This is a genomic window from Sanguibacter sp. Z41_6 (assembly GCF_059621145.1).
This window is the reverse complement of the sequence record NZ_JCAQIF010000003.1, coordinates 455,924-470,046: the sequence shown is the minus strand read 5'-3', so window position 1 is coordinate 470,046 and position 14,123 is coordinate 455,924. Positions and strand designations below refer to the sequence as shown.

Here is a 14,123-nt window from a genome sequence, read left to right as displayed (position 1 = left end):
CACGACGCCGCCACCACGGCACGACGGCCCGGTACAGGGCGCTCAGGGAGCGCTCCGTACCGGGCCGTCGCGGGGCACGGTCGTGGGACTCAGGCGGGCGGGGTGCCCTTGTCCGTGCCTCGCTCCGTGTCGTCCTCGTCGGTGGTCGGCGACGCGACGTCGGTCGACTCCTGCACGGCCTCGGCCTCGACGATCGCCTCGTCGATGACCTCCGCGCGGGCGTCGGCCATGGCGTCGAGGCGTGCGGCCGTCTCAGCCTCGGTCTCACGCTCGAGCGCCGGGATGGCGTCGGCCTCGAGGACGGCGTCCCGCTCCGCCTCGAGGACGGCGTCGACGTCCAGCGCTGCCGCGTCCGTGTCGGTGGCGACGACCGCGGCCGTGGTCCCGGCAGGGCCGCTGACGACGACCGCCTCCGTGGTGTCGTAGTCGTACTCGGTCACCGGCTCGGCGACCGCGAACCCGCGGTAGAACAGTGCCGCCAGCGCGGCACCCAGGAGGGGTGCTGCCCAGAAGAGCCAGACCTGCTCGAGGGCCCAGCCCTCGGAGAAGATGGCCGTCGCGAGCGAGCGCGCGGGGTTGAGCGAGCCGCCCGACATGGGAGTCGCAAGAAGGACGAGGAAGCCGAAGGTCAGGCCGACGACGACCGGGGCGTAGCGGTTGCGGGTCCGGCGGTCCGTCACGGCGAGGTAGACGCCGACGAGCAGCGCGGTCGCGATGGCCTCGATGATGGCGACGGCGACGAGGTCGAACGTCGCGAACTCCGGGACGGGCAGCTCACCCGAGGCGATCGCTGCGTCGACCTGCTCCCGGGGGTAGGAGGCGAACTGTGCCCAGAAGGCGTCCGTGCCCTCCATGAAGGTGCGCGAGTGCTCGTCGAAGCCGTTGGACGTCTGCGAGAAGGCGTCGCGCGCGTTGTCGAACGTGGCCTCGGCACCGCGGAACAGCTGCTCGGGGATCGTCGCGAAGAGCGCCGCTGCCGCGGCCGTCGCCCCGACGACCTGGGTGATCCAGTAGACCGGCACGAGCTTCCAGGGTGTGCGCCCGGCCAGGGCCGCGCCGAACGTCACGGCGGGGTTGAAGTGCCCGCCGGAGAGGTGCCCGACGGCGGCCATCCCGGCGAGGAGCGCGACCCCGAACGCGAGCGCCACGGCGAGCGAGCCGGCGTCTTGCTGCGCGGCGTACAGGGCGACGCCGACGCCGAGGAAGACGAGCAGGAAGGAGCCGAAGAGCTCGGCCCCGACGATCGCGAGCGTCGAGGGGCTGCTGACCGCACGGCCGTCCTTGGCGTCGTGCGCGGAGGAGGTCTGAGGGCCGTCGAGGGCCGTCTGCTGCGCAGGGGCGTCGTGAGGCATGGTGGTCCTGTCGTGTGAGGGTGGAGACGTGTCGCCCGGTTCGGGGCGATTCAGGAAACGGTAGTCCGGTGGCCACCGCGATGCACGGTGCGACCACGACGGTGGACACGGCCGAGATATCTTGACGTCGAGAAATCGAGTAATCTCGGAAGCAGCACCGAGTGCACCACACAGGACCAAACCACACAGGAGTGTTTCCCGCATGGGCAAGATCAAGGTTGTAGGGCCGGTCGTCGAGCTGGACGGCGACGAGATGACTCGCATCATCTGGCAGTTCATCAAGGACCGCCTCATCCACCCGTACCTCGACGTCGACCTGCGCTACTTCGACCTGTCGATCGAGAACCGCGACGCCACCGACGACCAGGTGACGATCGACGCGGCGAACGCGATCAAGGAGCACAACGTCGGCGTCAAGTGCGCCACGATCACGCCCGACGAGGACCGCGTCAAGGAGTTCGGCCTGAAGAAGATGTGGGTCTCGCCCAACGGGACGATCCGCAACATCCTCGGTGGCGTCGTCTTCCGCGAACCCATCATCATCTCGAACATCCCTCGTCTGGTGCCGGGGTGGAACAAGCCGATCATCATCGGCCGCCACGCCCACGGTGACCAGTACAAGTCGACGAACTTCAAGGTCCCGGGCCCCGGCAAGATCACGATGGCCTTCGAGCCGTCCGACGGTGGCGAGCCGATGCAGTTCGACGTCGTGACCATGCCCGCGGAGGGCGGCGTCGCGATGGGCATGTACAACTTCAACGAGTCCATCAAGGACTTCGCTCGGGCCTCCTTCGCGTACGGCCTGCAGCGGAACTACCCCGTGTACCTCTCGACGAAGAACACGATCCTCAAGGCGTACGACGGTCAGTTCAAGGACCTCTTCCAGGAGGTCTTCGACGCGGAGTTCGCCGAGCAGTTCGCCGAGAAGGGGCTCACGTACGAGCACCGCCTCATCGACGACATGGTCGCCTCGGCCATGAAGTGGGAGGGCGGCTACGTCTGGGCCTGCAAGAACTACGACGGTGACGTGCAGTCCGACACCGTGGCCCAGGGCTTCGGCTCGCTCGGCCTCATGACGTCCGTCCTCATGACCCCCGACGGCAAGACCGTCGAGGCCGAGGCCGCCCACGGCACAGTGACGCGTCACTACCGCCAGCACCAGCAGGGCAAGCCGACGTCGACGAACCCGATCGCGTCGATCTTCGCGTGGACCCGTGGCCTCATGCACCGCGGAAAGCTGGACGGCACGCCCGAGGTCACCGAGTTCGCCCAGACGCTCGAGGACGTCGTCATCGCGACGGTCGAGTCCGGCAAGATGACGAAGGACCTCGCGCTGCTCATCAGCCCCGAGCAGCCGTGGCTCACCACGGAAGAGTTCCTCGCAGCGCTCGACGAGAACCTCGCCGCACGCCTGGCCTGAGGTAGCACAACCGCGCGGAGTGCGTGATCGTTGACCCGAGATCCCTCGTGATCCGGTCGGCGGTCACGCACTTCGTCGTTACGGCCACCCGGTGTACTGACAAAGGAGTTGTGACATGAGTGCCACGCCAGTGAACGTCACGGTGACCGGCGCCGCCGGTCAGATCGGCTACGCGCTGCTGTTCCGGATCGCGTCGGGTCAGCTGCTCGGCCCGGACGTACCGGTGCGCCTGCGCCTGCTCGAGATCCCGCAGGGGGTCAAGGCGGCCGAGGGCACAGCGATGGAGCTCGACGACTGCGCGTTCCCGCTGCTCGCCGGCATCGACATCCATGACAACCCGCGCGACGGGTTCGACGGCGCGAACATCGCCCTCCTCGTCGGAGCCCGGCCCCGGACGAAGGGCATGGAGCGCGGAGACCTCCTCGAGGCCAACGGGGGAATCTTCAAGCCGCAGGGCGAGGCGATCAACGCGGGGGCAGCGGACGACATCCGGGTTCTCGTCGTCGGGAACCCCGCCAACACGAATGCGCTCGTCACCGCGGCGCACGCGCCGGACATCCCCAAGGAGCGGTTCAGCGCCATGATGCGCCTCGACCACAACCGGGCGTTGACCCAGGTGGCGAAGAAGGCGGGGGTGGGTGTCGATGACGTCCGGCGTCTGACGATCTGGGGCAACCACTCTGCGACGCAGTACCCCGACATCTCGCACGCGGTGCTCGGCGGAGAGCCAGCGACCGCCCTCCTCGAGGACGAGGCGTGGCTCGTCGACGACTTCATCCCTGTCGTGGCCAAGCGTGGCGCAGCGATCATCGAGGCACGCGGGGCCTCCTCGGCCGCCTCAGCGGCCAACGCCGCGATCGACCATGTGCGCGACTGGGTGACCGGCACGCGCGAGGGTGACTGGACCTCGGCCGGGATCGTGTCCGACGGGTCGTACGGGGTGCCCGAGGGCCTGGTGTCGTCGTTCCCCGTGACCTCGAGCGGCGGGGCGTGGGAGATCGTCCAAGGGCTCGAGATCAGCGACTTCTCCCGGCAGCGCATCGACGCGTCGGTGGCGGAGCTCATCGAGGAGCGCGACGCGGTGCGGGAGCTCGGCCTCCTCTGACGCCCGGACGGTCGGGCGCGCGAACGGCGTGGCACCGGGTCGGTGCCACGCCGTTCGTCATCGTCGGGGCCGTGCGCCCCGGGAGCTGAGCCTGGTCGTCACCGGCAGGTGACCGCTCCAGCGCTCGGTGCGCTACCGGACGCGACGAAGCCGAACGTCGTCGACTGGCTCGCGCCGAGCGAGCCGTTGTACTGCGCGTTCGTCACCGTGTACGGGCCGGACCCGGAGACAGTTCCGTTCCACAGGTTGGAGACGGAGGAGCCGCCGGGCAGGGTCAGCGCCACGGACCAGCCGTTGACCGAGGCGGAGCCCGCCGTCACGGTCACCGTGCCCTGGTACCCACCGGGCCACGAGTTGGCGACCGCGAGCGTCGCCGAGCATGTCCCCGCTGGCGGCTCGACGGGATCCGTCGGGTCCGTGGGGTCGGTCGGGTCGGTGGGGTCGGTCGGATCCGTGGGATCCGTGGGGTCCACGGGGGTGCTCGAGGCCGAGTTGAGAGCGTTGAGGGTGGAGGTGTAGGCAGCCTTCGTGTTCCCGGAGCCGTCGAAGAGCAGCGGGGTGCCGCTCGCGCGCCAGGAGTCCGTGTCACGGACGCCCCAGACGGTGATGCCGGTGCAGCGGGTGACGGCGAGGCACGCCCGGGTCACCGCGTCGTAGTTCTGGGCCTGTGATGCACCGGAGCCCTCGATGTCGAGCTCGGTGATCTGGACGTCGACGCCGAGGTCGGCGAACCGCTGCAGGGTCGTCTGGTAGTTGGCCGGGACGGGGCTCTGCGGGTTGAAGTGGGACTGGAACCCGACGCAGTCGATCGGTACGCCGCGGGCCTTGAAGTCCTTGACCATGGCGTACACGGCCTGGGTCTTGGCGTGGGTCCAGTCGTCGGTGTTGTAGTCGTTGTAGCAGAGCTTGGCGGCAGGGTCGGCGGCGCGGGCGGCGCGGAACGCGGCCTCGATCCAGTCGTTGCCGGTGCGCTGGAGGTTGGAGTCGCGGCGGGCGCCGGAAGAGCCGTCGGCGAAGGCTTCGTTGACGACGTCCCAGGCGTAGATCTTGCCCTTGTAGTGGGTGGCGACCTGGGTGACGTGGTTGAGCATGGCGTTGCGCAGGGCGGTGCCGGACATGTTCTGCATCCAGCCGGGCTGCTGGGAGTGCCAGGCGAGGGCGTGGCCTCGCACCTGCTTGCCGTTCTGCAGCGCCCAGTTCACGATGCGGTCGCCGTTGGTGTAGTTGAACTGGTTCTGGTTGGGCTCGGTGGCGTCCATCTTCATCTCGTTCTCGGCCGTGATCATGTTGAACTCGCGGTTCGCGATGGTCGTGTAGGTCGAGTCGTTGAGCTTGTTGGCCGCGATCGCCGTGCCGAAGTACCGACCGGACTCGGCTGCCGCGGTCGCCAGAGTCGTGCCGGCCGCCGAGGCGGGGAGGGCGGTCAGGGTGACTGCAGCGACGCAGGCCGTGGCCAGGGCACCGAACACAGCGCGGCATCCACGCGACGGAGCGCGGCGGGATCCGCTGCGGGCACGCGTGAGGGGTGGGTTCGTCATCGATCCTCCAGGAGAGTGGCCCCGCAGACCCCAGCGTCTACGAGAAAGGTCGCGCACTGCGGCGCGTTCTCAGAGTCGTGGGCGATCCCTGCGAGGTCAAGCGTTTCGTGCTGTTCATGGCGATTTCAGCGAGTCTGAAACGTTTCGCTGCCCGAGCGTCGTCACGCCGGAGCGCGACGACGGCGGCCTGCTCGCGCAGACCGCCGTCGTGTGGTGACCCGGGTTGGTCAGGGGTGAGTGGCCCGGGTCAGGTTCAGGAGCAGGAGACCGTGGGCCATGCCCACTGGCCGCCGTGGTTGACGGTGAAGCCGAACGTCGTGGTCTGGCCAGCGGCCAGGTTGCCGTTACCGGCCGGACGCATCGTCATGACGTTGCCGGAGGAGTCCCAGGTCGGGGTGCCGCTCCAGGTGGCGGTGATGCGCTGTGGTGAGCGCAGCGTGACGGTCGAGGTCCAGCTGGTGATGGCGCGGTTGGCGCGGATGGTGACCGTCCCGTTGAACCGGTCGTTCCACTTCTGTCCCTCGGAGTACGTCGCGGTGCAGGCTGCACCGGTCGCGGGTGGGTTGGTGGGGTTGGCCGGCGTGCCCGGGTCGGTCGGGTTCGTCGGCGCGGTCGTCGTCGGTGCGACGGCCTGCCCCGTCGTCGGGGAGATCACACCGGGGCACAGGTTGCGGGCTCGGAGGTCCGAGATGATGCCCGGGAGTGCGTCGAGCGTGGCCGTGGGCCAGTCGTGCATGAGTACGACTCCGCCGGCCTGGACCGCCGCGACGCGCTGACGGATCTGGCTCGACGTCCGGTTGTTCCAGTCCTCGGAGTCGACGGACCAGATGACCTCGGTGAGACCCAGGGACGACTCGATCGACCGGAGCGTCGAGTTCGTCTCGCCGTACGGGGGGCGGAAGAGGTTGGGCGTCTTGCCGATGGTCTGCTGGACGATCTGCTGGGTCCGTTCGAGCTGGGACCGCACGTCTGCGCTGCTCATGCTCGTCAGGTGCGGGTGGTTCCAGCTGTGGTTCCCCACGACGAGGCCGGCATCGTTGTACGCCCGCAGCCCTGCGGGGTTGCTCTGGATGTTCTGACCCGTGGGGAAGACGGTCGCGGTCGCGTTGTTGGTGCGCAGGATCTCGATGAGACGCGAGGTGGTGGCCGCCGTCGGACCGTCGTCGAACGTGAGCGCGACGTACCCCGCGGAGCACGTCGGCGGGTCGGCCGCCGCAGCAGGGAGAGCGGTGAGCGTGGCCGCCGCGACGAGCGCGGTCGCGAGGGCGCCGAACGTAGCGCGGTAAGCGCGGGACACGCATCCACGGGTGACCCTGCGCGTGCGCGCGAGGGGTGGTGGGTTCGTCATGGGTCCTCCATGGGAGTGGACTCACGGGCGTCGTCGCCCGTGAGGAGGAGCCGCTCGGCGACACGCTCGTGCCCTGGCGGCGAGGTGGTGGGTCGGTCGTGATGACGCGCCGGGCCGGGAGCGCGGGGTGCGCGCCGATCCTGCGGGACGTGTCGTCGCCCTGTGGGGACGACGACGGCGGCCTGCTCGCGCAGACCGCCGTCGTGTGGTGACCCGGGTTGGTCAGGGGTGAGTGGCCCGGGTCAGGTTCAGGAGCAGGAGACCGTGGGCCATGCCCACTGGCCGCCGTGGTTGACGGTGAAGCCGAACGTCGTGGTCTGGCCAGCGGCCAGGTTGCCGTTACCGGCCGGACGCATCGTCATGACGTTGCCGGAGGAGTCCCAGGTCGGGGTGCCGCTCCAGGTGGCGGTGATGCGCTGTGGTGAGCGCAGCGTGACGGTCGAGGTCCAGCTGGTGATGGCGCGGTTGGCGCGGATGGTGACCGTCCCGTTGAACCGGTCGTTCCACTTCTGTCCCTCGGAGTACGTCGCGGTGCAGGCTGCACCGGTGCCGGGGTCCGTGGGCGGAGGGTCGGTGGGGGTGCCGGTTCCGGGGTTGCCTGTTCCAGGGTTGCCGGTGCCCGGGTTCGCCGGGCTGCCGCCGCCGCCGTTGAGACGGTTGAGGACGGACGTGTAGGCCGCCTTCTTGTTCCCGGAGCCGTCGAAGAGGAGCGGGGTGCCGCTCGCACGCCATGAGTCGGGGTCGCGGACGCCCCAGACGGTGATGCCGGTGCAGCGGGCGACGGCCATGCACGCCTGGACGACGCCGTCGTACTGCTGGGCCTGCGAGGAGCCGGAGCCCTCGATGTCGAGCTCGGTGATCTGGACGTCGACGCCGAGGGCGGCGAAGTTGCTGAGCGTCGTGTGGTAGTCGGAGGGGACCGGGTTGCCGCTGTTGAAGTGGGCCTGGAACCCGACGCAGTCGATCGGTACGCCGCGGGCCTTGAAGTCCTTGACCATGTTGTACACGGCCTGGGTCTTGGCGTGCGCCCAGTTGTCGGTGTTGTAGTCGTTGTAGCAGAGCTTGGCGGCGGGGTCGGCGGCGCGGGCGGCGCGGAACGCGGCCTCGATCCAGTCGTTGCCGGTGCGCTGGAGGTTGGAGTCGCGGCGGGCGCCGGAGCTGCCGTCGGCGAAGGCTTCGTTGACGACGTCCCAGGCGTAGATCTTGCCCTTGTAGTGGGTGGCGACCTGGGTGACGTGGTTGAGCATGGCGTTGCGCAGGGCGGTGCCGGACATGTTCTGCATCCAGCCGGGCTGCTGGGAGTGCCAGGCGAGGGCGTGGCCTCGCACCTGCTTGCCGTTCTGCAGGGCCCAGTTCACGATGCGGTCGCCGTTGGTGTAGTTGAACTGGTTCTGGTTGGGCTCGAGAGCGTCCATCTTCATCTCGTTCTCGGCCGTGATCATGTTGAACTCGCGGTTCGCGATGGTCGTGTAGGCCGAGTCGTTGAGCTTGTTGGCCGCGATCGCCGTGCCGAAGTACCGGCCCGTCTCGGCAGCTGCCGCCGCGAGCGTCGATCCGGCCGCTGCTGCGGGGATCGTGCTGAGGGTGACTGCCGCGACGCAGGCCGTGGCCAGTGCGCCGAAGACTGTACGGCTGGCGCGTGAGCGTCGGCTCGCGGAGCCGCCCCTCAACCGCGTCAACATGGGTGGGTTCGTCATTGATCCTCCACTGGACTCTCCCGGTCGACGCGTCGCTGCGCGGCCGGAGCGCCCGGATTGGGGCGCTCGTCACACACTCACCGTTTCACCCGATGCGGTCAAGAGGTTGCGACAAGTTTCGTGAACTTTCGACACCCCCTTAAACGTTTCATCTCCGGCATGGATAGGCGCCCCGAGGGCTTCATCCGTACACCGGTCGCCGCCGGGGGGTCTCCCCGGCGGATGGCGCCCGATAGATTTCACCGCGCGGCCCAGCCGGCGACGTCATGTCCCGTCGGCCCGTGCCGACTCCTCTTCCGCCGACGGTGCGGGGAGGTCGTCGGGCGCCGAAGGTCGCGAGGCCCGCCCGACGGTACGCTGGCGACCGTGAGACAGGACCGGACGACGCCCGGCTCGCAGACCTCGCTGCGCGAGGCGAACCGGGCCCGGATCGTCACCGCGGTGCAGCAGCGCGGCTCGCTCACGCAGGTCGAGCTCGCCGGGGTCACAGGGCTGTCGCCGGCGACCGTCTCGAACATCGTCAAGGAGCTCAGCTCGATCGGGGTCCTGCACACGGCTCCGACGTCACGGAGCGGGCGGCGGGCGCAGCAGGTGACGCTCGCCCGCAACCTCGGGCTCGTCGCGGGGGTGCACTTCGGCACCCGGTCGTTGCGCGTCGCGCTCGCCGACACCGCCCACCGGATCATCGCTGAGCAGCGGATGCCCCTCCCGCCCGATCATCGAGGAGACAACGGCCTCGACCGTGCCGGGATCCTGCTCGCGGAGCTCGTCGACCAGGTCGACGCGACGATGGCCGAGGTTCTCGGGGTGGGCGTCGGGGTGCCCGCCGCGGTCGATCCCCGCACGGGGCGCGTGTCGACGGTCGGGGTGCTGCGCGGGTGGCAGAGCGTGAGCGTGCCCGACCTCCTCTCTGAGCAGCTCGGCGTACCGGTGTACGTCGACAACGACGCGAACCTCGGCGCGCTGGCCGAGGTCCGCGCCGGAGCGGCGCGGGGCCGGGAGCACGCCGTCTACGTGCGTGCCTCGCACGGCATCGGCGCGGGCCTCGTCGTCGGCGGGTCGCTCATGCACGGTCGCAGCGGAGCAGCCGGTGAGATCGGCCACCTCCAGGTGGAGGCCGGCGGACCCCTGTGTCGCTGCGGGCAGCGCGGATGCCTCGAGACCTACGCGGGCACCGACGCCCTGCTCGGTGCGCTCCAGGACAGTCACGGGAACCTCAGCCTCAACGAGGTGCTGACCCTGGCCGCGAGCGGAGATGACCTCTGCCGTGAGGTGCTGGCCGCGGCAGGGGAGCGGATCGGGCACGCGGTCGCCGTCCTGTGCGCCGTCGCCGATCCCGAGGTCGTCGTCCTCGGCGGCCCCCTCGCCCGGGCCGGGGACCTCGTCCTCGACCCGCTCCGAGCAGCGCTCGCGCGCGACACCGTGCAGAGCACGGCGGGGCCGGTGCCCGTCGTCACGTCGGACCTCGGCAACCTGGCCGAGGTGCGGGGCGCCCTGCTGCTTGCCATGGACCGCGCACAGATCGCCGGGGGACCATTGCCCGCAGTGCTGACGCAGGACGAAGGACGACCATGACGACCATGCCCCCGAGCAGCGGGCCCCGGAGACGGCGGGCCGCGGCACGTCGCAGCGCGACCGGTGCGCTGCTCGCCGCGTTCGTCCTGCCGCTCGTCGCCTGCGCCACCCCCGGTGCCGCAGGAGGAACCATCGCGTTCCTGCTCCCGGAGTCCAAGACGGCCCGGTACGAGAGCCTCGACAGGCCGGTGTTCGTCGGGGCCGTGGCTGACCGGTGCGCGGACTGTGCGGTGATCTACGCCAACGCGAACCAGGACCCCGCGCGGCAGCAGCAGCAGGCCGAGTCTGCCCTGACCCAGGGCGCGGACGTCCTCGTCCTCGACGCCGTCGACGCGGCGGCTGCGGCGAGCATCGTCGCCGCGGCCCAGGACCGTGGCGTCCCGGTCGTCGCGTACGACCGCTTCCTCGCCGGTGCGGACCACTACGTGTCCTTCGACAGCACGCGCATCGGACGGCTCCAGGGTGAGGCGCTCCTCGCCGCGCTCGAGGCCGCGGGGGAGCCCGAGGGTGGGATCCTCGTCGTCAACGGAGCAGTGACCGACACGAACGCCGCAGCACTGCGCGAAGGTCTGGACGACGCCCTCGCCGGCAGCGGTGTGCGGGTGCTCGCCGAGTACGACACCCCCGACTGGAGCCCCGACAAGGCCCAGGACTGGGTGTCCGGACAGCTGGCCCTGTATGGCGCGGAGGTGGACGCCGTGTACGCGGCGAACGACGGCACAGCGGGCGGCGCGGTCGCGGCCATGCGGGCGGCAGGGCTCGGTAGCGTGCCGGTGACCGGTCAGGACGCAGAGCTCATGGCGGTGCAGCGGATCGTCTCGGGGGACCAGCACATGACCGTCTACAAGCCGATCGCCGAGCAGGCCCGCACGGCCGCGGAGCTGGCGGTCGGGCTGCTCGACGGATCTGGGACCGCTGGTTCGGAGACCGTCGACGGTGTGCCGGCCGAGCTGTTGCAGCCCGTCGCGGTCATGCGCGAGACCATCCAGGAGGTGCTCATCGACGGCGGAGTCTTCACGGTCGACGAGATCTGCGTCCAGCCGTACGAGCAGGCGTGCGCCGCCGTGGGTCTGCTCCCGGCGGAGGAGAGGTGATCATGGTGACGAATGCGAGCGCGGCCCCGGGCGGCACGCCCGTCCTCAGCCTGCGCGGGGTATCGAAGAGCTTCGGAGCGGTGCGCGCGCTCGTCGGTGTGGACCTCGACGTCCGCCCGCACGAGGTGCTCGCCGTCGTCGGCGACAACGGTGCGGGCAAGTCGACTCTCGTCGAGGTGATGGCTGGGGTGACACGGCCGGATGCGGGCGAGGTGCTGGTCGACGGCGAGGCGGTCGTCTTCGCGTCGCCCGCTGCGGCCCGTTCCTGGGGTATCGCGACGGTGTTCCAGCAGCTGGCGCTGTGCGAGAACCTCGACGTCGTCGAGAACCTGTTCCTCGGCAACGAGCTGCGGCGCGGTGCCCTGCTCGACGAGGTGACGATGGAACGTCGGGCGTGGGAGCTCCTGGGCCAGCTCGCCGCACGGGTGCCGTCCGTCCGCGCGTCCGTCGCCGCGCTCTCGGGAGGCCAGCGGCAGGCCGTGGCCGTCGCCCGCGCGCTCCTCGGCGAGCCGCGTGTGGTCATCCTCGACGAGCCGACCGCAGCCCTCGGTATGACGCAGACGGCCGAGGTCCTCAATCTCATCGAACGCCTCCGAGAACGGGGTCATGCCGTGGTCCTCATCAGTCACAACATGGCCGACGTGCACGCGGTGGCCGACCGCATCGCCGTCCTGCGCCTGGGCCGCGTCAACGGACTCTTCCCGGCGCGCGAGACCACCTACGAGGACCTGCTCGCTGCCGTGACCGGTGCCGCACCGGGGCTGGCCCGATGACCGCCCCCGCGCGCTCGGTGACGGCAGGCCCCACCCCGACAGGCGGGGGTCGGAGCGCGCAGGTGCTGGCGCGGCTGCGCGGCGAGGACCTCGGTGCGCTCCCGGTCGTCGGCGTGCTCGTCCTCATCGCCGTCGTCTTCCAGGTGCTCGACACGACCTTCCTGGCGAGCGAGAACCTCGTCAACCTCACCCTCCAGTCGAGCTCGAGCGGCGTTCTCGCGCTCGCCGTCGTCCTCATCCTGCTCGTGGGGCAGATCGACCTCTCGGTCGGAGCCGTCAGCGGACTGGGGTCCGCCGTCGTCGCGGTGGCCTTCATGCGGCTCGACGCCCCGCTCGCGGTGACGATCGTCGCCGCGGTCGCGCTGGGCGCGGCCTTCGGTCTCGTCTACGGCCTGCTGAGCACACGGTTGGGCCTGCCCAGCTTCGTCCTCACGCTCGCGGGGCTGCTCGTCGCGTTCGGGTTGCAGCTGCGGGTCCTGGGCAGCACGGGGTCCGTGAGCATGCCCCTCGACTCGTGGCTCGTGCGGTTCGCCCAGCAGATGTTCCTGCCGCAACCTCTCGCGTACGCGCTCGTCGGGTGTGTCGTCGCCGGGTACGCCGCGAGCCGTCTCATCGAGCGCTCCCGTCGGGCGCACGCCGACCTGCCGGTCGCGTCCTGGCGGTCCTTGTGGCTGCGGGTGGGTGTCCTGGCGGTCGTCCTCGTCTGCGGCGTGGCGCACCTCGGGACCGATCGTGGTCTGTCCGCCATGTTCACCGTCTTCGTCGGGCTCGTCGCCACGGCGGACCTCCTGCTGCGCCGGACACGATGGGGGCGTGTCGTGCGCGCGGTGGGCGGTGACGTCGAGTCGGCACGCCGGGCGGGGCTGCCGGTCCGGCGGGTCACGGTGTCCGTGTTCGTCGCCTGCTCCTCCCTGGCCGCGGTGGGCGGGGTGCTGGCCGTGGGCCGGCTCGCCGCCGCGAACCAGGGCAGTGGCGGGACCGAGGCGTCCCTCACGGCGATCGCGGCAGCCTTGATCGGGGGCGTGAGCCTGTTCGGGGGGCGCGGGAGCGCGTGGGCTGCGCTCCTGGGGATCCTCGTCATCCAGGCGATCTCGAGCGGGCTCACGCTCATGAACCTCGGCGTCGACGTCTACTACATGGTGACCGGCGTCGTGCTCGTCCTGGCGATCATGATCGACACCGCTGCCCGGCGCGCCCGTTCGAGAGCGACCCCGGGGCGCTGGTGACGGTCCGGGACGCGCGCGGGGCCGTCAGCGGAAGATGACGGTCCGGTGGCCGTTGAGCAGGACCCGGTGCTCAGCGTGCCACCGGACGGCGCGTGCCAGCACCCGCCGCTCGACGTCCTGGCCGAGCGCGACGAGCTCGGCGGTCGTCCGGGAGTGGTCCACCCGCTCGACGTCCTGCTCGATGATCGGACCCTCGTCGAGGTCCCCGGTGACGAAGTGCGACGTGGCGCCGATGAGCTTGACGCCCCGGTCGTGCGCCTGGTGGTAGGGCTTGGCGCCCTTGAAGCTCGGCAGGAACGAGTGGTGGATGTTGATGACCTGGCCCTGCAGCTCGCGGCAGAGGTCGTCCGAGAGCACCTGCATGTACCGGGCGAGCACGACGAGCTCGACGTCGAGCTCCCGCACGAGCGCGAGCAGCTGCGCCTCCGCCTCGGCCTTCGTGTCCTTCGTGACCGGGATGTGGTGGAACTCCTTGCCATAGAACTCGGTGAGCGACTCGAGGTCCCTGTGGTTTCCGGCGACGGCCACGATGTCGAGGGGCAGGTCCTCCGACCGCTGGCGGAACAGCAGGTCGTTGAGGCAGTGCGCGGCGCGGCTGACCATGACGAGCGTCCGGACCGGGCGCCCCACGACATCGAGGTTCCAGCTCATCGAGAACTCTGCCGCGAGCTCCTCGACGGCGTCCGCCAGCTCCTGCCGGGACGCGGCCGACTGCACCTGCACGCGCATGAAGAAGAGGTTCGTGTCCGGGTCGCCGAACTGCTGGGACTCCGTGATGTTCCCGCCGTGCGCGGCCAGCAGGCCGGCGACGGCGTGCACGATCCCGGGCCGGTCGGGGCAGGAGAGGGAGAGGACCCAGTGCGTCCGAGCGCCGGTCTGCTCGGCCGTGGGCAGGTTCGCGGGGGAGGAGGTGGCGGGAGATGTCACCCGGCCAAGGGTAGTGCCCGAGGGGTGGTGCGGCGGCGGGGTGTGCGCACGGAGTCTGAGACGATACG

General features: G+C 70.4%; 11 protein-coding genes. 6 read left to right on the top strand and 5 right to left on the bottom strand.

Annotation, left to right across the window (positions count from 1 at the left end; genetic code table 11):
* Positions 1–89: 89 nt before the first annotated feature.
* Entirely contained in the window at positions 90–1,352 is a 1,263-nt protein-coding gene (locus tag AC54T1_RS09780) for an MIP/aquaporin family protein (RefSeq protein WP_484344979.1), read from the bottom strand.
* 202 nt (positions 1,353–1,554) lie between these two features.
* Between AC54T1_RS09780 and AC54T1_RS09775 the strand changes: the two genes are divergently transcribed.
* Together AC54T1_RS09775 and AC54T1_RS09770 are read left to right on the top strand one after the other, a co-directional pair.
* Positions 1,555–2,772 carry an NADP-dependent isocitrate dehydrogenase gene (locus tag AC54T1_RS09775; RefSeq protein WP_496911818.1) on the top strand — a complete coding sequence of 406 codons (1,218 nt, stop codon included), beginning with the start codon at positions 1,555–1,557 and terminating at the stop codon, positions 2,770–2,772.
* A 115-nt stretch (positions 2,773–2,887) separates the two neighbouring features.
* Complete coding sequence (locus AC54T1_RS09770) at positions 2,888–3,877, top strand: malate dehydrogenase (RefSeq protein WP_484344981.1); 990 nt, start codon at positions 2,888–2,890, stop codon at positions 3,875–3,877.
* 98 nt (positions 3,878–3,975) lie between these two features.
* On the opposite strand, the gene AC54T1_RS09765 is transcribed toward AC54T1_RS09770, so the two are convergent.
* From AC54T1_RS09765 to AC54T1_RS09755, 3 genes are all read right to left on the bottom strand, one after another.
* A complete protein-coding gene (locus AC54T1_RS09765) occupies positions 3,976–5,415 on the bottom strand; it encodes a glycoside hydrolase family 10 protein (RefSeq protein ID WP_496911817.1) in 1,440 nt (479 codons plus the stop codon).
* A gap of 253 nt (positions 5,416–5,668) precedes the next feature.
* Positions 5,669–6,763 (bottom strand): polysaccharide deacetylase family protein, encoded by a 1,095-nt coding sequence (locus AC54T1_RS09760; protein WP_496911816.1) that lies wholly within the window; start codon positions 6,761–6,763, stop codon positions 5,669–5,671.
* A 248-nt stretch (positions 6,764–7,011) separates the two neighbouring features.
* A complete protein-coding gene (locus AC54T1_RS09755; protein ID WP_484344983.1) occupies positions 7,012–8,460 on the bottom strand; it encodes a glycoside hydrolase family 10 protein in 1,449 nt (482 codons plus the stop codon).
* Positions 8,461–8,826: 366 nt separating this feature from the next.
* Here AC54T1_RS09755 and AC54T1_RS09750 point away from each other — a divergent pair, with 366 nt between their 5' ends.
* The 4 genes from AC54T1_RS09750 to AC54T1_RS09735 are packed head-to-tail and all read left to right on the top strand — an operon-like array spanning position 8,827 to position 13,128.
* On the top strand, positions 8,827–10,035 hold the full coding sequence (locus AC54T1_RS09750; protein ID WP_496911815.1) for an ROK family transcriptional regulator: 1,209 nt from the start codon (positions 8,827–8,829) through the stop codon (positions 10,033–10,035).
* Complete coding sequence (locus tag AC54T1_RS09745) at positions 10,032–11,129, top strand: substrate-binding domain-containing protein (protein ID WP_496911814.1); 1,098 nt, start codon at positions 10,032–10,034, stop codon at positions 11,127–11,129. The genes AC54T1_RS09750 and AC54T1_RS09745 overlap by 4 nt, the downstream gene beginning before the upstream one ends.
* A gap of 2 nt (positions 11,130–11,131) precedes the next feature.
* Complete coding sequence (locus AC54T1_RS09740; RefSeq protein ID WP_496911813.1) at positions 11,132–11,902, top strand: ATP-binding cassette domain-containing protein; 771 nt, start codon at positions 11,132–11,134, stop codon at positions 11,900–11,902.
* The gene (locus tag AC54T1_RS09735) at positions 11,899–13,128 is read left to right on the top strand and encodes a sugar ABC transporter permease (RefSeq protein WP_484344987.1); all 1,230 of its coding nucleotides are present in this window, start codon (positions 11,899–11,901) and stop codon (positions 13,126–13,128) included. Before AC54T1_RS09740 ends, AC54T1_RS09735 begins: the two co-directional genes overlap by 4 nt.
* Before the next feature lie 24 nt (positions 13,129–13,152).
* Here the strand turns inward: AC54T1_RS09735 and purU are convergent, their stop codons facing one another.
* A complete protein-coding gene (gene purU / locus AC54T1_RS09730) occupies positions 13,153–14,022 on the bottom strand; it encodes a formyltetrahydrofolate deformylase (protein ID WP_484345398.1) in 870 nt (289 codons plus the stop codon).
* Positions 14,023–14,123 lie beyond the last annotated feature (101 nt).